We start from the raw sequence: 19,179 nt of genomic DNA, 5'->3' as shown, positions 1-19,179 counted from the left end.
CCGTAACTAAGCGTAGCCTAAGCTAGTTCGCGACCTTTTGCCCAGGCCGCCCAGATCTCGCTGTAACGACCGCCGGAGGCCACGAGGTCGGTGTGCGGACCGGCCTCGATCACGCGCCCACCGGCCAGGTGGACGATCCGATCCGCGGCGGCCGCCTGACTGAGCCGGTGCGCGATGATCAGCGCCGATCGACCGTCCAGCACGGCCGCGGCCGAATCCTCCAACACTCCGGCGCCGACACTGCCCGCATCGGCGGTCGCCTCGTCGACGATCACCACGTCCGGATCGAGAAGGTCGATCCGGGCCAGGGCGAGTTGTTGAGCCACCATCGCATCGACCTGGTGACCGTGCTCGCCGACCACGGACTCCAGACCGTCGTCCAGACTCCTGGCCCACGCTGCGGCTCCGACCTTCTCCAGAGCCGCCCACACGTCCTCGACGTCGGCGTCGGGGCGCGCGAGGAGCAGGTCCTCGCGGAGAGTTCCGGAGAACACGTGAACCTCTTGAGTCAGCAACGCCACTCGTCGTGCCCGCTGAGCATCCGGGATGTCTGACACCGGCACTCCCCCGAGGGTCACCGTTCCGTGATCCGCGGAATGGATGCCCGCGAGAATCGTGGCGAGCGTGCTCTTGCCTGCGCCCGACATGCCGACCAGTGCGACGTGTTCACCCGGCCGGACGGCCACCGACACGTCGTGCAGGATCGGATGCTCACGCGTGTACCCGAAGTCGACGCCCGAGGCGACGAGCCCGGTGCCGTCGTCGCGGCCGTCGACATCACTGTGCGTCCTGGTGTCGGGCACGTCGAGGACGCCGACGATGCGGCCGAGCGCCGCGGCGCCAGACTGGAGGTCGTCGAGGACGTACATGAGCTGTCCGATCGGGTCGAACAGCGCGAGGAAGAACAGCATGGCGGCGGTCACGGCGCCGACGGTCACCGCTCCGTCGCCGACCAAGGTGAATCCGACGAGCAGGATGACGGCCATGCCGATGAACTCGCCGAGGTTGAGTCGACCGGCCAACCGGTTCTGCAGGACGGTCGCCTGCATGGCGCGCCGCACAACGGCCCACGAGTGCTTGTCGATGCGGCGGCTCAGACGCGAGCCGAGGTCGAACGCACGGACTGTCGGCAGGCCCTGCACCGGTCCGAGGACGTGGTGTGCGCGGTCGGCCGCGGCGACACGTTCGGCTGCGTACACGGCGGGCGCCTGCTGGATGTACATGCGGGCGGTGACGTAATAGAGCGGTGCGGTCACCACGGCGACCAACAGGAATCGCCAGTCGATCGCGGCGAGGCCGATCACCGTGACGACCACTCCCGCCTGAGCCATCAGGACGGACGGCAGCGCCGTGCCGATCGCCTCACCGACCTTGTCGACGTCGTCCGTTGCGCGCGAGAGGACGTCGCCGCTGCCCGCAGCCTCGACGCGGGCGACCGGCAGGCGCAGTACCCCGGCCAGCATCTCTTCGCGGAGATCGGCGAGGACGGACTCGAACACCGATGCCGCGGCGGCGATCCCGATACCGGTGCAGACCGCGCACGCGACCGCCGCGGCGACCATGAACGCCGCCCGCACCACCACGTCGGAGGTGTCTCCTCCGGTGGCGACGACGTCGACGATCGAGCCGAGCAGGCGGGGCGTGACGAGTCCGAAAGCGCCGGCCGCGGTCATGGCGACGACGACGAGAACGAGGCGGGCACGGTGCCGACCGAGGTGTGCCGCCAGATGCCGGGCGGTCCGCCGCCAGTCGGCCACGGGCAGGCGGTCGTGGTGGATCTGAGTGCTCATCGGCTGATCTCCTGGCTCGTGTCGAGTCGGACGACGGTGTCGGCTGCGGCGATCCACGCCGGTGACTGGGTGAACACGACAGTTGCGGCGTCGGTGCGGGCTGCGCGGACCCGTTCGGTGACGGTGGCTTCGGTGATGGAGTCGACAGCGGTCGTCGGGTCGGTCAACACCAGGAACGCCGACTCGGCGGCCAGTGCGCGCGCCAGTGCGACACGTTGCCGTTGACCGCCGGACAGCATGTTCCCCGCCTCGCCGACCGGTGTGGCGAGGCCGTCAGACAGCACGGCCGCGACATCGTCGCAGGCGGCGGCGAACACGGCCCGCGTCACCCTGTCCGTGTTCGGCTCCCCTGCGGCGGCGGAGATGTTCTCGACGACCGATCCTTCGAACAGGTGCGGGGTGTGCGGAACCACGCGTACCGTGGCCCTTCCCGCATCGTGATCAAGATCGTTGAGATCGACGTCGCCGATCTCGACGGTGATGCCGCAGTCGGTCTCCTCCCTCGCCAGTGCGGCGGTGAGAATTCGACCGGTGGCCTGATCTGCGGCGATCACGGTGAGCCCACGTTCGGGCACGCGCAGTTCGGGCAGGTCGGAGTGTCCGCGGATCACCAGGGGCCCGGACGCGTCGGGTCGGTCTCCCGCCTGCACGCCCGGTCCCGCCTGCAGCACGGACAGGACGCGGCCCGCGCTGGGGACGGCTCCGTTCCACACCGCACCGAAGTTCGTTCCGATCGCGTTGAGCGGACCCATGATGAACTGGGTCAGTCCGACGACAGTGATCAGTTCGCCGAGACCCATGTGGCCGCTCACCGCCAGGACGCCCGCGGCCAGGCCGACCGCGATGACAAATATCGACGAGACTGTCTGCAGCAGTGCGACGTAGGCGCCTTCGGTGCGCATGGCCGCGATCGCATGGTCGCGGGCCTTGCCGCTGGCCGCGCGGTACCGCTGGGCGGCCTCGCCTTCGGCGCCGATACCCTTGAGGACTCGGAATCCGGCGACGAGGTCGCCCGCCGTCCCAGCCGCCAAGCCAACCGATTCCTGTTGCTGCTCGGTTCGCGCTCGCAGCGGCGCACCCGCACGGTCGAGCACCCAGAACATCGCCGGCGCGCCCAGGAGCACGGCGACGCCGAGTGGCCACGAGATCCACAGGAGGATCACGCCCGCGACGACGACGGCCGCCATCTCGCCGACGGGGAACACCGCCAGCAGCACTGCTCGGGACAGCCGTCCCACGTCGGACGTGGCGATGCTCAACGCGGTGCCCGGCAGTCGTGCGGGACCGTCGGTCCCCGCCGGGTCGAGCATGCGGTCGGTCACGCGCATGCGGAACTGGTGCTCGATCACGTTGAGCGCGTACACCGCGAGCCGGTCGCCGAATCGCCAGGTGAACGACAGCAGCACGAAGTCCGCTGCCAGAACGGCGAGCCAGAAGACGAGTGCGTCCCAATCCTGGGCGAGGACGGCACGGTCGATCGCCAGTCCCATCACGACAGGCACCAGCGCCTCGCCCACGAAGTGGGCGATCACCAGGATCATCGCCGGGACGGTGTATCGGTTCGCACCCCACATGGTGCGCAGGACGAGCCGTCGCGGGGTGGTCTCGGCGTCGACCGGCACGAGTGTGCCGCGTTCGGCCGGTCGATCCCCCGCGAGGAATCCTGTAGGTGTCATCATCGGTCCCCTGTATCGGTGAGCTGTGTCTGTGTACGCGTGTCGTCGAGGCTGTGTCGCCACGCTCGGGCCAGTTCATTCACCAGTGTGACGTCGTCTCCGATGACCGACACATGGTGGTCCCCGTCGTCGGTGCTCCGGTAGCGCGCCACGATCGGGTAGCGCCGTTCGGCGCCTTCGGCTCGGCTGGGCTCGGCGGACGGCCCGTACAGCCGCGTCACCAGCACCTGAGCCGACGGGCGCCGCCGCAGAGCCTTGCGGACCGCGGGCGCGTGGACCTGGGCGAGCGCGTGCCAGTGCCGGGTGGACGCCGGTCCTGCCTGCTCTGCGGGCACCGTTGGAGTGAACGGACCGGCTGCTGCCGGGTGCACACCGGGGACGGACCGCAGGTCCGTCTCGACGTCGATGAGCACGTCGTCCCCGAGCACATGCCGGACGGCCGCGGCGAGCGCGTCCTCCACCGAACTCAATTCCGGTGCCTGCTCTGTCGCTCCGGACCCGTAGACGCGGAAGTCGTCGTGGCCGGTGGCCGTGTCGAGCGCGCCCGCCACGTCGACCACGGACGGCGCTGTGTGCGGCGTCGCCGCCACGAGTGCGGTGATCGCCGCATGCAGCGACGCGCGGTCCATCGCGAGGGCGTGCGCGGCCAACACCAACGTCGAACCGTCGTCGCCGGTCACCACGGCGGCGGCCACGGCGCGGCCCGCGGTGATGTCGATCGCGGATCGTGCGGATTCGGCGGCTTCGGCTGCGGCGTCGGCGGCACCCGGTCGGGTGAGGACGGTGAGCGGCACGGGTGCGACGTCGCCGCCCGCCTCAGACGCCCAGATCAGCTTGTTCCGGGGTGTCACCCGCATCGTGGTCGCGTCCACCGATTCCGCCAGGCGTGTGAGCCGCTCGCGGAGGTCGTCGACGTCGCCCGCGTCGATCGGGGCGGTCTCGGTGTAGACGAGATCGGCCGGGCCGAGGCCCGACGTCCGGATCTGGTGGAGAACCGGTGTCGGCGGGATCGCGGTCCGTTCGATCTCCGGCGCGCAGGCCGCAGCCAGGGCGGCGGCGGTGCGCAAGCGGAACACGTCCTGCGCGGTCACGGTGAAGCCCGCTCGAATCGCCTGTGCGACCACTCTGGTGGAGCTGATGCTGTCGCCGCCCAGTGCGAAGAAGTCGTCGTCGGGCCCCACGTCCGGGCGTCCGAGGATCTCTCCGATGATCGTGACGACGGCCTGTTCGGCGGCGTTGGCGGGTGCCCGGCCGCCGGTGGCGGGCGTGTCCGCCGGATCCGGGAGCGCCGCGCGATCGACTTTCCCGTTCGGGGTGAGAGGCAGGTGGTCGAGGACGACGATGCGGTCGGGCACCGCATGTCGAGGCAGTCGGGTCCCCGCGGCGGCCGCCAGGGACGCCACGTCGAGCGCGGCCCCCGGCTCGGCGACGACATAGCCGACGAGTCGCGGAGGTGTTCCGGTCATGTCGACGACGGCAGCGGCCACACCGGCGGCTCCGAGCAGCGCTGCCTCGACCTCACCGGCCTCCACCCGCATGCCGCGCACGGAGAACTGCAGGTCGACACGACCGTGCAGGACGATCGACCCGTCTGCGGTGCGAGCGGCGAGGTCGCCGGTCCGGTACAGGCGATCGCCGGGCGCCCCGAACGGGTCCGCGATGAATCTGGACGCGGTCAGAGCTGCGGCGCCGTGGTAGCCGCGCGCGGTCTGGGGTCCGGCGACGTGGAGTTCGCCGATCGCTCCGTCGGGAACCGGCCGGAGCCAGCGGTCGAGGATGCGGACACCCGACCCAGGGGTCGGCCGCCCGACCGTGACCGCCGCCCCGTCGGTCATGCGCCCCGCGGTGACGTCTCCGGTCACCTCGGACGATCCGTAGAAGTTCTCGACCTCGGCGCCGTCCGCCGTCATCAGGGTCACGACGTCGCCGGTCAGCGGTTCGGCGCTGAGAATCCAGCGCCGGATGGAGCGGACCTGCGCCGCGCACGTCCGCTTCAGTTCGGCGGCCGCACTGGGAATGGTTGTCAACTCGTCGACCTGCCACTGGTCCACCAAGGCTGCGAGTGCGGTCAGGTCACGCATCTCGGCCTCGTCGGCGATGACGATGCGCTCGGCGGTGAGCGCTGCGGCGAGCAGTTCGGTCAGACCGTCGACGAAGCTCAGCGAGCTCTTCACCAGACGGGTGCCGTGGCGTGCCGCACCGTCGGGATGCTGCCACTGCAGTCGTGCCGCGACTGCTCGCTGGGTGCCAAGCACGGCTTTCGGCACACCCGTGGAACCGGATGTGAACAGCAGGTAGGCCCCGTTGTCTGGTCGCGGCGGAACCGGAACCTGCGCACCGGACACCTCGATGTCGGTGTGTCCGTCGATGACGACGGTCGGCGTCGACGCGGCACTCATGTGGGCGATGCGGTCGTCGGGGTACGCCGGGTCGACGGGTACGAGGACCGCGCCCGCGGCCAGGACTGCGAGGCTCGCACACAGCAGGTCGACTCCGCGTTCGAGTTGCACGACTACTCGGTCCTCCGGTCCGACTCCACTGTCGTGGAGTCGGTCCCGGAGTTCGCATGTGCGGGCCGCGATCTCGGATCCAGGAGTGGTGACGCCGGAGAAGACGACGTCGGGAAGGTCCGACAGCGCCGCGGAGACGCGTGCGGCGATCGTCGATTCGGCGGGCGGCGCCTCCGGGGCTGGGATCTCCAGCGATCCGAGGCGCAGCAGGTTGGCACCGGTGACGGTGCTGCCGGACGCCATCGCGGCCAGGACCTCGACGAACAGGTCGGTGGCGGCGTCCGCCGGACGGTCACCCAGTTCTGAGCGCCGGTTGGTCACAGTCAGGACGATCTCGTCGTGCAAGGCTGCCATCACGGTGAGCGGGTAGTGCGGCGCCTCGATCACGTCGATCGGCCCGAAGGTGAACGGCGCCCCGTCGGTGTCGTCGGCGACGTCGGGAAGGTTCTCGATCACGATCAGGGTGTCGAACAGCGAACTGACCCCGACGGTGCGGTGCAGGTCGGACAGTGCGACGTGGGGATGATCGGCGACGGTCGCCGCGGCACGCGCGTACGTGTCGACGGCGTCGGACACCGGTGTGGACGGCGACCACCGGACACGGGCCGGGACCGTGTTGACTAGCAGTCCGACAACCCCGTCGAGGCCGGGTCCTCGTCCGGAGACGACCGATCCGAACAGGACGTCGGTCCGCCCGGTGATCAGACCGAGCGCCAGTCCCCACGCGGTGTGCAGGACAGAGCTGACGGTGACCCCCCTGGTACGGGCGTAGTCGGCGAGCCCGGTCGCGTCGAGGCGGCGCGTCCGCACTCCGACGCCCGGCATCCCGCTGTTGTGCTCCGGGTCCTCGGTGCGGGTGGACACGTCGAGGGCCGCGACGATCGACGTGGCCTCGTCGACTCCGTCGAGGTACTCGGTCCACACCCGATGCTCTGCCGCACGGTCACGTGAGTGCAGTGCTCGCATCGCCGCCCGATGCCGGTCGGCCGTCGCCCGGGGTCCCCCGGTGTAGGCACGCCGCAGTTCGGTGAGGACCAGCGGCACGGACCATCCGTCGGCGACGATGTGATGGACCGTCTGCACGAGTCGGTGACTGGTCGGACCGAGGGTGACGAGGGTGTATCTCGTCAACGGCGCCGCGGTGAGGTCGAACCCGCGGGCGCGGTCCTCGTCGGCGGCCCGGCGAACCGCGTCGACGGGATCTGCGGCCCCGGTCGCATCGACGACGCGGAACTCCGGGGCTGGCGTGTCACCGGTGACGACGACGGTCGCACCGTCTCGCACCTGGACGAACCGTGCGGACAATGCGCTGTGACGGCCGATCGCGGTGTGCGCGGCGCGCGCCAATGTGTCGGCGTCGACGTGACCGTCGACGGTGATGATCTGCTGCACCAGGTACGGATCGACGTCGGATGCTGCGGAGTGGAACGCGATGCCCTCCTGCACCGGTGTGGGTGCGCTGACGTCGAGCAGTCCGGGATGGGCGGCTTCGAGTTCGGCGACGTCGGCGGCGGTGAGGTTCACCGTCGGGAAGTCGGAGGCCGTGTGCCCGGAGACGTCCGCGGAAGCGACGCCGGTCAGCACCTCGACCCAGCGGTCGGCGATCGCGAGGACGGCGTCGTCGGTCAACACACCCGAGGCACGGCTGAAGACCGCCGACATCACCGGACCGGACGGGCCGTCGGCGACGACGGCGTTCACCTCGAGCGGTCGAGGAAGCGGCATTCGCGGGTCGCGTCCCTCGTACGGCACCGTCGCCGCGGCCATCGCCCAGTCGGCGTCGGCGGCGGCGAAACGGCCGAGGTAGTTGAACAGGACCGGCGCCCGGTGGGCAGGCGCCGGATCCGCGGCGAGATGGCGGAGCGCTCCGTACCCGATTCCATTGCGTGGCACCCGTCTGAGCTGTTCTTTGACACCCTTGACCAGTGCCGCACTGTCGGTTCGGTCGACCTCCGAGAGGTCGATTCGGACCGGGTACAGGGTGGTGAACCAGCCGACGGTGCGGGACAGGTCGATGTCTCCGACGGCGTCGGATTCGCGGCCGTGCCCCTCCATCTCGACGGTCACCGCGTCGGTCCCGAGATGCTCGGTCACCGCGACGGCGAGTGCCGCGACCAGCGCGTCGTTCGGCGATCCGTGCACCGCTGCGGGCAATGAATCGATGAGTCTGCGGGTCAGGTCGACGCCGAGTTCCACCTGGTGGTCCGCTTCGGTGGCGACGGTGTCGATCACCGGGTCGAGTGCTCGACTGCCGAGGTCTCCCGGCGCCGCGGCACAGGTCGCCGCCCAGAAGTCGCGTTCGTCGTCGAAGGCGCCCGCCGTGGTCGCCGCAGCGAGCGCCGCCGCCCATCCGCGCCACGGCACGGGTTCGGGCGATACCGCATCGGGGTCGTCCACGGCGATGGCGAGGTCGTCGGCGATCACCCGGAGGGAGATCCCGTCGATCACCGCGTGATGTGCGATGACGACAAGGCGTCCGGTGGACCCTGGCCTGTCGATCCACGTCGCCGACAGGACCCGGCCGGTGCCGTGGTCGAGGTGCTTGGCCGCCTGCGCCGCGTGGTCGTCTGCGGTGGCGGCGAGTGCGGCGTCGTCGGTGTGCGGTTCGACGGCGCCGACATGGACGTTCACCTGCGCTGTGGTGTTCGGCGCTGCGGTGTTCGGCACGGTGATGTCGACGGCGCTGGCGAGGGTCGCGGCGAGGATCGGGTGCGCCCGAACCACGGCGTTCAGCGCGGATTGGACGACGTCGCGGGTCATCCCCGCCGGCGTGGTGAGGCAGATGCCCTGGTGGAAGCCGTCGAGGCCGACGGGCGACGCCACCTCGTGGAGCCAGCGCAGGATGGGAGTGGGCTCCGCGGCGCCCGCGGGATCAACGCTCGAGGCGATCGGGTCGCCGGACGGACGGAGTTGGACGGCGAGGTCGATCGGGGTGCGCGCAGTGAACACGTCGCGGACGCGCACGGTGAACCCGTCACGCCGGAGAGCGCTGATGACCCGGATGGCGATGATGCTGTCTCCGCCGAGCGCGAAGAAGTCGTCGTCGGCCGCGACGGCGTCGAGGCCGAGCACCTCGGCGAACACACCACACACGAGGTCTTCCTCCGGCGTGGACGGTGTGAGCGAGCCGGCCGTCGACTCCCGTGCGGGCGCAGGCAGGGCACGACGATCGACTTTGCCGTTCGCGGTGGTCGGCATCGCATCGAGAGTCACGACGATCTCGGGGATCATGTAGTCGGGCAGGGTGATCGCGCAGGAGCGCTGCACTTCGACGTCGGCAGACCAGTCGTCCGGCCGGTCCGCCGAGGCGGTCACATAGGCCACCAGCCGCTGCGTGTTGCCCACGTCGGCCACGGCGACGGCGCAGTGCCGGACCCCGACGGCGGACGCGACGGCCGCCTCGATCTCCTCCAGTTCGATGCGGCGGCCGCGGAGCTTCACTTGGTTGTCGACGCGGCCGAGGAACTCGAGGCTGCCGTCCGAGGTCCACCGCGCCCGGTCACCGGTCCGGTACATGCGCGCGCCGCCCGGACCGAACGGATCGGCGACGAACCGCGACCCGGTGAGGCCCGGGGCGTTCACGTAGCCTCGGCCGAGCAGGAACCCGGCGGCGTACAACTCACCGGGTTCGCCGACACCGAGCGGCGTGAGTCGTTCGTCGAGGACGTACAGGCGGGTGCGCGGGTTCGGTTTGCCGATGGACGTCGCGATGCGCTCGGCGCTCTCCCGGTAGATGACGTGGGAGACGCCGATGGTCGCCTCGGCAGGCCCGTACCCGTGATAGAGCGTGGTGTCCGTCTGCTGGCGGAATCTGGCGAACAGCCCCGGGGTGAGCACCTCGCCTCCACACCAGACGTGACGCAGGCCTGCCATCGCGCTGCGCCCGTCCGCGGCTCGGTCGCGGTCCATCTCGAGGAGGGCGTCGAGCATCGAGGACACGAGGTACACGAACGTCACATGTTCGGTCTCGATGAGTTCGAGAAGTCGGTCCGGGTCGCGTTCCTCCCCCGTCGCCGCGACGACCACACGGCCGCCGGACACCAACGGAAGGAGGATCTCGTTGACGGAGATGTCGAACGACAGCGGCGCTTTGAACAGGGTCGCGTCGTCGTCTCCGAATCCGAGGATCTCCTCGCGCTGCCATACGAGGCGTTCGCAGATCGCCTCGTGTCGGATCATCGCACCCTTGGGTGTCCCGGTGGAGCCGGAGGTGAAGATCACGTAGGCCAGCCGGAGGCCGTCGCCGGGTCGTGGATTCGACATCGGCAGCGCCGCGAGACGGGCGATCGGATCGGCGGCGGTTTCGCGGGGCTCCGCGGTGACGTCGAGGGTCAGCACCGGGACCGGCCATTCGACGGTGGCGGGATCGGCGACGACGACGCTCGCTCCCGCGTCGGCGATCACCTGGTCGCGGCGCGCTGCGGGCCACGTGGGGTCGACGGGGACGAATGCGCCGCCCGAGGCCAGCGCTGCGAGAACGGTGACGACCATCTCCGCCGATCGGGGCATGCCGACCGCGACGACGCTCTCGGGTCCGACACCCGCGTCGATCAGCTTGGCGGCGAGGTCGGCCGTCTGTTGAGCGAGATCGCGGTAGGTCAGTCGAATCCGTTGGTCTACGACCGCGATGTGGTCGGGGGTCCTCATCGCCTGTCGGGCGACGAGCGACGGGACAGTCGACTCCGCAAGGGCTTTGCTCATAAGGTTAGGGTAACCTACGCTTTGATTCACGTCGGATTCACCCACCGAGACCATCCTCGGGCCGGGCCGAATCCCCAACGACAGGAGTGTTGTTGTCCACCAACCCTTTCGACGATGAGTCCGGCACGTTCTTCGTACTCGTCAACGACGAGGAGCAGCATTCGCTCTGGCCCTCGTTCGCCGACGTACCCGCAGGCTGGCGCATCGTGCACGGCGCGCCGACGGGTGTCGACCGCACATCGTGCGTCGATTACGTCGAACAGAACTGGACCGATCTGCGCCCCCGCAGCCTTCGCGACGCCATGGCCGCCGACGCAGCCGGACGCTGACGCACCCCTTACCACCGTTCACTCACCGAGAGGCTCGACAAAGCTATGAATCGCACGCTCGTCAACGGCAAGATCCACCGCGCCACAGTCACCCAGGCCGACCTTCACTATGTGGGTTCCATCACCATCGACGCCGACCTGATGGCCGCCGCCGACCTGGTCGAGGGCGAGCAGGTGAGTGTCGTCGACATCACCAACGGCGCCCGCCTCGAGACCTACGCGATCACCGGGGAATCCGGTTCCGGCCGCATCTGCATCAACGGCGCCGCCGCGCACCTGGTGAACCCGGGTGATCTTGTCATCATCATGTCGTACGGCCAGTTCTCGGAGGCGGAAGTCGTCCTCCACGAGCCCAAGGTGGTGCACGTCGACGCCGACAACCGCATCGTGGCACTGGGCAACGATCCAGCCGAGCCGGTGCCCGGCGCCGTCGATCAATTCGCCTCACGCTGACGCACAGGCCCCGGATCGTTCTCGATCCGGGGCCTGCGCTCGCATGCCCCGACGGCGCGAGCCGTGTGAGGCGAGGTCGATCAGCCGAGGTCTATGTAGCCGCCACGAGTGCCGAAGAAGTCTGTCGCCGACACTTCCGAACCGTCGTCCAGGCGCAGCGTCTCGAACACGATGGCAGCGTCAGGCGTGGTGCGCGACGAACCGCAGACCACAGCCACTCCCCCTTCGTAGGGCACGGTCACTCGCCCGGGGGTGCCGCCGAATCGGCCCGTAGACACATGCGCCTTCAGCACGCGGACGCGCGCGCCTCGGAACGTGAAGTGCGCGTTCGGATACGGGTCAGACTGTGCCCGCACCAGCAGTTCGATGTCGTCGGCGCTCGAGGTGAAGTCGATACGCGATTCGAGGTCGGAACGCTTGTGGAAGTACGTCATGGACGCCGGGGCCTGCACAGTCTCGCGCAGAGTTCCGGCCGCGAGGTCGGAGAGTGAACGGACCACAAGCGGCTCGATCAGGTCCATCGTCGCGAGGACCAGTTCTGTCGTGGTGCTCGTCGGACCGACGGGAACCGCCTGCTGCGCGACGATCGGACCGGTGTCCAAGCCCTCATCCATGCGGTGAACGGTCACTCCGACATGAGACTCCCGATTGAGGAGTGCCCACAGGATCGGCGAGAACCCCGCGTAGCGCGGAAGAAGTGAATCGTGGATGTTGAGCGTGCCGTGTGTCGGCGCGTCGTAGATCTCACGGGGCAGCCAGGTCCGCCAGTTGTTGGCGACGATCACGTCCGGCTCAGCCGCCGCCACCGCGTCGATCAGCTCCTGGTCCGCGCGTGTCGCCACGTGAACGGGCACGCCGTTGGCACGCGCGAGGTCCTCGACGGAGTCGGCCCACATCTGCTCGTACGGGTGATCGCTCGCCGGGTGAGTCACCGCCAGCGCCACCTCATGATCGGTGCCGAGCACCGCGGACAGCGTCCGATGGCCCCAGGTCTGGTAGCCGAGTGTCACGACTCGCATGTCACACCTGCCCGGTCAGTTCGCGAACCCACGCGCCGACCTCTGGCACTTCGGCGAGGGTGACGAGGTCGACGTCGACGGACCCGTCCGCTCGCCATCTCTCGACCAGCGACATGAGACGCACCGAGTCGAGCCCCATGTCGAGAACGTTGACGTCGTCGCCGAGTTCGTCGGGCCCCACTCCGAGCATCTCGGCGAGATCGTCGACGATCCGTTCACGTGTCAGTGTCGATTCACTCGCTGTCATGTGGGTGTTCACCTTTCATCCGCCGCGACCGTTCGCGGCTTGTTCTGTTCGGTCAGGATTTCGCGCAGTCGGCGCCTGCTCACTTTTCCGACTCCCGTCTCGGGGAACTCGTCGACCACGACGACACTGTCGGGCAGTTTCCAGTCGGCGAGTCCTCGATCACGCGCGAACGCCCGCAGCATCGGCAGGCTCGGCGGCTCGCCGGAGTCGATGGCGATCACATACGCGCAGGTCCGCTCGCCGAGGTACTCGTCGGCGACGGCGACGACGATCACGTCTCGGACTGCCGGGTGTTCGAGGAGATGCTCTTCGAGTTGCTCCGCCGACACCTTCTCGCCGCCTCGATTGATGCGGTCGCCCCCGCGCCCGAGCACCACGAGATCACCCCCGTCAGTGATCTCGACGACATCGCCGGTGCGGTACCAGCCGTCGGGCGCGAACGACGCCGGGGCCGCGCCGTTCCAGTAGCCGCGAATCGTGTACGGACCTTGGACCTCGAGGAAACCCGGGCCCTCGGCGACGGCCGCCCCATCGTCGTCGACCAGTCTCAGCTGGTCCAGCGGCGACATCGGCCTGCCCTGCGTCCGGGTCACGACGTCGATGGGGTCGTCGAGCCGGGTGTAGCAGACGAGCCCTTCCGCCATGCCGAAGACCTGCTGCAACGTGACGCCGAGCGCGGGGCCGATCCGGCGGGCGAGTTCGTCTGGGCAGCGCGCCCCTCCGACCTGGATCGTCTCCAGACTGGAGATGTCCTGGGTCGTGCCTCGCTCAGCCGTTTCGGTCCACAGCCGAGCGAGGGGCGGAACGAGTCCGACCATCGTCGCGCGCTCACGTTCCACCAGCGGCCACGCCGCCGACGGCGCCGGGGACGGCGACAGCACTACAGTTCCGCCTGCGTAGAGCGCGCCGAGGATGCCTGGCGACGACATCGGAAAGTTGTGTGCGACGGGCAGGACGACCAGGTACACGGTGTCGCCGGAGACTCCGCACACTTCGTTGCTCCGCCACACGCTGTACAGATAGTCGGCATGGGTGCGGGGAATCAGTTTGGGCACGCCGGTGCTGCCTCCCGAGAGCTGCAGGAACGCAACGGACTCCGGCTCCGACCGCGGGTGGCCACACGGGTCGGTGTGCAGCGATTCGAGGGTGTCGATCGGTATCAGGCGCCGAACTGTGTCGACCTGGTCGGCGACGGTCTGGGCCAACGCCGAGTGATCGAATCGGTCGTGCACCCGAGGATGGACGATCGCCACCACGTCTGCAGCACGTGCGATGCCGACGAGTTCAGCCTCCCGGTGCGCGGGCAGACCGAAGACCGGCAGTGCGCCGAGTCGGAACAACGCGAACACGGTCTCCACGAATTCGATCGCGTTCGGCATCTGGAGCAGGACGCGTTCGCCGGGCTCGATTCCGAGTGCGGAGAATCCTGCGGCGAGGCGTCCGACCCGTAGGTCGAGTTCACGGTAGGTGCACGACCGATCCACGTCGACGACGGCGGTGCGGTCGGCGATCGACGGATCCGATGCGCGTGCGGTCAGCACATCGTCGAAGGTCTCGGCGCGCCACAACCCCTCGGATCGATACTGTTCGGCGAGTTCAGAGGGCCAACTGGTGAAGGTCACAAGGTAAGGCTAGCCTAATGGCATGGCGATTCCATCCATCACCCCGTACCGAATCCCGCTCGGCCCCTTTCCTGCTCGCGTGGAGTGGGATCTGGCCGCCGATCGGACAGCCCTGCTCATCCACGACATGCAGGAGTACTTCATCGACGCCTACCAGCGTGATGAAGAGCCGATGTCGACGGCCTTGGCGAACATGGTCCGCATCCGTGAGGCGGCCGAGGAGTCCGGTGTCCCGGTGGTCTACACGGCCCAACCCGGCGATCAGCATCCCGCTCGGCGCGGCATTCTGCGCGACTTCTGGGGAACGGGCCTCGTGTCCGGGCGCGACGAGCAGATCGTTCCGGAACTCGCGCCTCGCGACGGCGACATCCAGGTGACCAAGTGGCGGTACTCGGGTTTCGCCCGAACTGATCTGCGTCAGCTGCTCGCCCATCACGGACGCGACCAGCTGATCGTGATCGGCGTGTACGCCCACATGGGGTGCATGATCAGCGCGACGGATGCCTTCATGAGCGACGTCGCACCGTTCTTCGCCGTTGACGCCATGGCCGACTTCAGCCGTGACGAGCACGAGATGGCTGCCAATTACATCGCCAAACGCGCGGGCCTGGTCATGACGACCGACTCGATCGTCGAGGCTCTCCTGACGTCCCGGACCCGCGCCACCGCCTGAGCGGCCCGCCACTCGTTTCAGCCGGGCAACAGTTGTCGTATCGCGCCGATGGTGTCGGCCTCGGACGGCGGCTTCGCGTCGACGCCTGTGCGATACCGCTTGACACGAGCGAATCGGAGCGCTGCCCCGCCAGGATATCGAGTCGACCGTTGCACACCGTCGATGGCGATCTCGACGACCGTCTCGGGGCGGACACGCATCACGTGGCCGTCGTCGCCGGTGGCGATCGTCGGGAAGTGAGAAGTCTGCCAACGCAGTGTCTCGTCGGTGAGGCCTTTGAACGTCTTGCCGACCATGACGAATCCGCCTGGCTCACCGAACTCGCCGTCGGGGTCGCGTGCTCCCAGGTGAAGATTCGACAGCCAGTCCGACCGGCGGCCGGAACCGTGTTCGACGGCGAGCACCACGAGGTCGTAGGTGTAGACCGGTTTCACCTTCACCCAGTTCGCACCGCGCCGTCCGGCCGCGTACACCGAGTCGAGTGACTTCACCACGATCCCCTCGTGGCCGCGTGCCAGGGCCTCGTCGAGCACGGCTTGCGCCGCAGCCGGATCTGCGTCGGGCAGGACCGACCCGCCGATGACGTGGTCACCTGCGACCCGCGCGAGAACCTCGCGTCGTACCGACAGCGGCTCGTCGATCAACGACCGTCCTTCGCCGTACAGGACGTCGAAGAACCACACGTGCAAAGCGGAGCCCGCATCGCGGCCGAGTCCGCTCATGGTGTCCTGGAAGGGACGCGCGGCACCGGACTCGTCCAGGGCGAGCGTCTCGCCGTCGAGCACCAGGTCGCCTCCGGGGAAGCTCGCCACCAGCGCAGCGATGTCCGGGACTCGGTCGGTGATGTCGGCGAGGCTCCGCGTGTAGGCGGTGACCACACCGCCGACGCGGTGCACTTGGAGCCGCGCTCCGTCGAGCTTGTACTCGACGGACGACGCGCCCATGCCCGTCGTCGCTTCTCCCGCGGTCGGAGCCGATCCGGCCAGCATCGGCTGGACGGGAACACCGGGCGTCAAACCGACCTCGGTGAGGTCGTCACCGGATAGTGCCGCGCGGACCGTGCCACCGAGGTCACCGCTGAGCATCACTGCGCGACGAACTATCTCTTTCGGCGTGTCCGTGGCCAGGGCTGCGGCGTCGACGAGCACACCTTCCAGGGCTCCCGTTCGCATCTCGCCGATCATGACTCGCATCAGATAGTCCTGTTCTGCGACGTCGGCTCGGCCGAGCAATCGGTCGAGCGTCTGTGCACGCACGGCAGCCGATCCGGTGCCGTGCGCTCCGGCGAGCGTGGAGAAGGCCTCGTCCACGTCGCTCACCGTGAGCACCGACCCGGCCCCGGGCTCCGGTCGTGCTTTGTTCACGGTGCGCCACCCGATACCGAGTCGACCTTGGCGAGGGCGCCCGAGGAGCAACCCGACTGCGGCGACGACCTCCGACGGTTCGAGTCGTCCGATGAGATCTGCCAATGTCTGCGTCTTCGTGAGCCGGGAGCGTGTGGCGGCGACGGTCGACGACGCCGCGACGAGGCCGTTGAGCAGCATCAACGACCAAACGCCGAGCCGTCGAACTTCTCTCGCGTCACGAACGCCTCGACCTCCGCACGACGCAGCCGAGTCAGTTGTCTGACCGGTCGGCCCAACGGGACCACTGCCGCGAGCGCGTGATGCTCCGGAATCCCGAGAAGTTCCCGGACCGCGGGCTCCTCGGCCACTGCCATCGTGGTGATGGTGCCGCCGAACCCCGCCGCCCTCGCGGCGGTCAGGATGTTCCAGATCAACGGATACACGGACCCTCCCGGGACCACCGCGATGCGGTCCAAGTCTGCGTCCAAGGCCGCCACCGATGCCAGGTCGACCGTGATCACGAGGACCACCGGTGCATCGGCGATCGGCGCGACGAACGCTCCGAGACCTCGAACGGCGTCCAGTTCCGACTGGGTGACGGCGGTCGGGTGCACGGGATTCCACGGATTCTCCCCTGCCGCCTTCTGCGCGAGGTACCGGCGACCGCCGGTGCGACTGAGGTCGGCCAGCGCCCGTTTGGTCACCGGATCCCGGATCACCACGACGTGGGCGCCCTGGCGGTTGCCGCCGCTCGGCGCGAACCTCGCAGTGTCGAGAATCCGGTACAGGTCGTCGTCGGACACGTCGTCGGCGGTGAAGTCACGTGCGGCGAACGTCGTGCGGACCACGTCGTCGTATTCCATGGTCCGATGGTCGCACCCAGACGAGCCTGACGCTACCGCTTGGTGAACGCGATCGTTCCGCCGCTCGACGGCGGCTTCGCGGACGTGCCCGGACCGAGGAAGTCACGGCCGATCCACACTGTCGAGGTGAGTCTCCGGTACTCGTGTGTGCTGATCATCAGGCCGCCGAAATCGCGGCTGAAGTCGGCCGTCCACGTCGGTCGCCGATCAGCGAACGACCGTGGCGCGAAGACCACCGGGCCTCCCGCGTCTCTGCCCGTGATGTAGTTCTTGTACACCCACGGCTGACCTTGAGGTCCTTTCGCAAACGTCAGTCCGTCGCCGAGCTTCGACTGCGTCGTGGTGAAGATCTTCGAGTCCTGGTAGTCGTCGACACCGTTCTTTCCCTTCTGCGCGGGAAGCAGGTAGAGACGGTAGCGACCCGGTTCGGGAAGCGTCCCCGGGGCCGCGGAATCGAAGAGGTCGAGAATCTGCTGACTTGTGCAGTGATCCATCAGGCTGTCTATCGTCGTCGCAGCGCTGGCGTCGTCGATGACGCACCTGCCGTCCGGATCGCCAGGAGCCGCCGACGCTACGCCCGCCGAGGCGAGAGCCACGACGCCGACTAGCGGGACGAGCACCATCCGCATGAGTGCTGACTTGGTCATTTCACGGTCACCTTCGTCTGGTCGAGAATGCTCTGCGCGAGCGGCCCGAGGTTGAACAGGACACGGTGTTGCTGCAGCTGACGATCGTACGGCGTACGCATGTAGGCGGCGAGGGCGTCCCAGTTGTGCGCCACCTGCCACTCGTACTTGGGCAGCAGCTCGGCGTTGATGTACTCCCAGCGCGACACGAAGACCGACCAGTTCCACGAGGGCAGCGGTGTCGTGACCCGCACGGTCCGACCCGCGACTCGTGTGGTCACGTCATACGGTCGATGGGCCCTCATCGGTCGGACCCCGGCCACGGACGGCGAACCGACGATCGTCGACGCGTACGTCAGCGCTTCACCTACCGGCGCCCGGTACGCTCTCGTCTCGTCCCATTGGCGCGCGACCACGGTCTCCTGCTCCCGACGGAGGAGTGCGCCGTTGCCCGCCGAGATGCGGGAGGCGTCCCCGGATGCGATGTCGGTGAACGCATCGAGGACGTCCGTCGGGTACAGCCCTGTTCGGACGAGCTCGCGGACGGCATCGAGACCTCCGTCGACGTAGGCGGTGTGCAGCGGCATCAGGTCGCCGAAGATGTTCTTCTGCATCACGAGGATCTGTCCGATCACGGCGGTGATGTCGGCGGGTGTGATCGTCGCACCGACCTCCGCGAGCGCGCGCACGCCGGCGGGCAACGCCGCGACCACTCGGTCACCACCGGCAGCCGACGACCTGCGGACGATCTCCGCCATGACCGGTTGAAGCCGGGAGATCTCGAACACCCGCCCGCCGAGTTCGAGGTCGATGAGTCCTCCCCCGAAATCGGCCCCGACCTGGCCTGCCATCCCGGCCCATCGAAGTTCACGATGAGCGAGCTGGAGATCCTCGTAATAGCGGTACGAGCGTTCGAGATTGGTCAGGTTCGCCGTCGCCCCGGCTCGAGGATTCCATTGCGCGAGATCGATACCGGCTTTCTCCGTGGTGCGCACCAGCCAGTACGTGTACAGGAGTGCGCCGTACCGTGCTGGAGCGAGTCCCTCCGACCGGGCCTGGGCGAGCAGAGGACGGATCTGAGAGCTTCGGTGCGGGAGATCGGGATTGGGAGCTCCGACGCCGTGCGACGCGTCACGATTGGGCAGCGGCGCGTCCAGATACCGCGCGAGGACCTCGGATGCCGGCGACGCGACCACCGATCCGGCCGGTGTCAGCGCACATGCCATGAGCGCCACGCTGATCACTGCCGTGATTCTTCGCTTCATACCGCCTCGATCCGTCGTCTGCCGTCCCCTTTTCCCAGCGACGTGCGGCGGCCAGACTA

13 protein-coding genes are annotated in these 19,179 nt (G+C 68.6%); 3 read left to right on the top strand and 10 right to left on the bottom strand.

Features of this window, described 5'->3' with window-relative positions:
• Nucleotides 1-17: 17 nt before the first annotated feature.
• The 3 genes from WFK36_RS07370 to WFK36_RS07360 are packed head-to-tail and all read right to left on the bottom strand — an operon-like array spanning nt 18 to nt 10,677.
• Nucleotides 18-1,790 carry an ABC transporter ATP-binding protein gene (locus WFK36_RS07370; protein ID WP_336791112.1) on the bottom strand — a complete coding sequence of 591 codons (1,773 nt, stop codon included), beginning with the start codon at nt 1,788-1,790 and terminating at the stop codon, nt 18-20.
• The gene (locus WFK36_RS07365) at nt 1,787-3,469 is read right to left on the bottom strand and encodes an ABC transporter ATP-binding protein (protein WP_336791110.1); all 1,683 of its coding nucleotides are present in this window, start codon (nt 3,467-3,469) and stop codon (nt 1,787-1,789) included. The genes WFK36_RS07370 and WFK36_RS07365 overlap by 4 nt, the downstream gene beginning before the upstream one ends.
• Nucleotides 3,466-10,677: an amino acid adenylation domain-containing protein gene (locus tag WFK36_RS07360; RefSeq protein WP_336791108.1), complete on the bottom strand. Its 7,212-nt coding sequence runs from the start codon at nt 10,675-10,677 to the stop codon at nt 3,466-3,468. The genes WFK36_RS07365 and WFK36_RS07360 overlap by 4 nt, the downstream gene beginning before the upstream one ends.
• 92 nt (nt 10,678-10,769) lie before the next feature.
• On the opposite strand from WFK36_RS07360, the gene WFK36_RS07355 reads away from it, so the two are divergent.
• Both WFK36_RS07355 and panD read left to right on the top strand, forming a co-directional pair.
• Complete coding sequence (locus tag WFK36_RS07355) at nt 10,770-11,006, top strand: MbtH family protein (RefSeq protein WP_336791106.1); 237 nt, start codon at nt 10,770-10,772, stop codon at nt 11,004-11,006.
• 45 nt (nt 11,007-11,051) lie between these two features.
• Complete coding sequence (panD, locus tag WFK36_RS07350) at nt 11,052-11,459, top strand: aspartate 1-decarboxylase (RefSeq protein ID WP_008381881.1); 408 nt, start codon at nt 11,052-11,054, stop codon at nt 11,457-11,459.
• Nucleotides 11,460-11,539: 80 nt separating this feature from the next.
• Here the strand turns inward: panD and WFK36_RS07345 are convergent, their stop codons facing one another.
• The 3 genes from WFK36_RS07345 to WFK36_RS07335 are packed head-to-tail and all read right to left on the bottom strand — an operon-like array spanning nt 11,540 to nt 14,347.
• Nucleotides 11,540-12,478 carry a methionyl-tRNA formyltransferase gene (locus WFK36_RS07345; protein ID WP_336791103.1) on the bottom strand — a complete coding sequence of 313 codons (939 nt, stop codon included), beginning with the start codon at nt 12,476-12,478 and terminating at the stop codon, nt 11,540-11,542.
• A 1-nt stretch (nt 12,479) separates the two neighbouring features.
• Nucleotides 12,480-12,725 carry a phosphopantetheine-binding protein gene (locus tag WFK36_RS07340; protein ID WP_336791101.1) on the bottom strand — a complete coding sequence of 82 codons (246 nt, stop codon included), beginning with the start codon at nt 12,723-12,725 and terminating at the stop codon, nt 12,480-12,482.
• Nucleotides 12,726-12,733: 8 nt separating this feature from the next.
• Complete coding sequence (locus WFK36_RS07335; protein WP_336791099.1) at nt 12,734-14,347, bottom strand: (2,3-dihydroxybenzoyl)adenylate synthase; 1,614 nt, start codon at nt 14,345-14,347, stop codon at nt 12,734-12,736.
• Nucleotides 14,348-14,369: 22 nt separating this feature from the next.
• On the opposite strand from WFK36_RS07335, the gene WFK36_RS07330 reads away from it, so the two are divergent.
• Nucleotides 14,370-15,020: an isochorismatase family protein gene (locus tag WFK36_RS07330; RefSeq protein WP_336791098.1), complete on the top strand. Its 651-nt coding sequence runs from the start codon at nt 14,370-14,372 to the stop codon at nt 15,018-15,020.
• Nucleotides 15,021-15,037: 17 nt separating this feature from the next.
• Here WFK36_RS07330 and WFK36_RS07325 read toward each other — a convergent pair whose 3' ends face one another.
• From WFK36_RS07325 to WFK36_RS07310, 4 genes are read right to left on the bottom strand one after another with little or no spacing between them, the layout of a single operon-like run.
• Nucleotides 15,038-16,564 (bottom strand): ATP-dependent DNA ligase, encoded by a 1,527-nt coding sequence (locus WFK36_RS07325; RefSeq protein ID WP_336791096.1) that lies wholly within the window; start codon nt 16,562-16,564, stop codon nt 15,038-15,040.
• Nucleotides 16,564-17,229, bottom strand: a complete 666-nt coding sequence (locus tag WFK36_RS07320) for a nitroreductase family protein (RefSeq protein ID WP_336791094.1) — start codon at nt 17,227-17,229, stop codon at nt 16,564-16,566. The genes WFK36_RS07325 and WFK36_RS07320 overlap by 1 nt, the downstream gene beginning before the upstream one ends.
• Nucleotides 17,230-17,261: 32 nt before the next feature.
• Nucleotides 17,262-17,876: a hypothetical protein gene (locus WFK36_RS07315; protein WP_336791092.1), complete on the bottom strand. Its 615-nt coding sequence runs from the start codon at nt 17,874-17,876 to the stop codon at nt 17,262-17,264.
• Nucleotides 17,873-19,120, bottom strand: coding sequence for a hypothetical protein (locus tag WFK36_RS07310; protein ID WP_336791090.1), 1,248 nt, complete (start codon nt 19,118-19,120; stop codon nt 17,873-17,875). The genes WFK36_RS07315 and WFK36_RS07310 overlap by 4 nt, the downstream gene beginning before the upstream one ends.
• Nucleotides 19,121-19,179 lie beyond the last annotated feature (59 nt).

The sequence above is a fragment of the Gordonia malaquae genome (assembly GCF_037148075.1).
GTDB lineage: Bacteria > Actinomycetota > Actinomycetes > Mycobacteriales > Mycobacteriaceae > Gordonia > Gordonia malaquae.
This window is presented reverse-complemented; position numbering and strand designations above follow the sequence as displayed.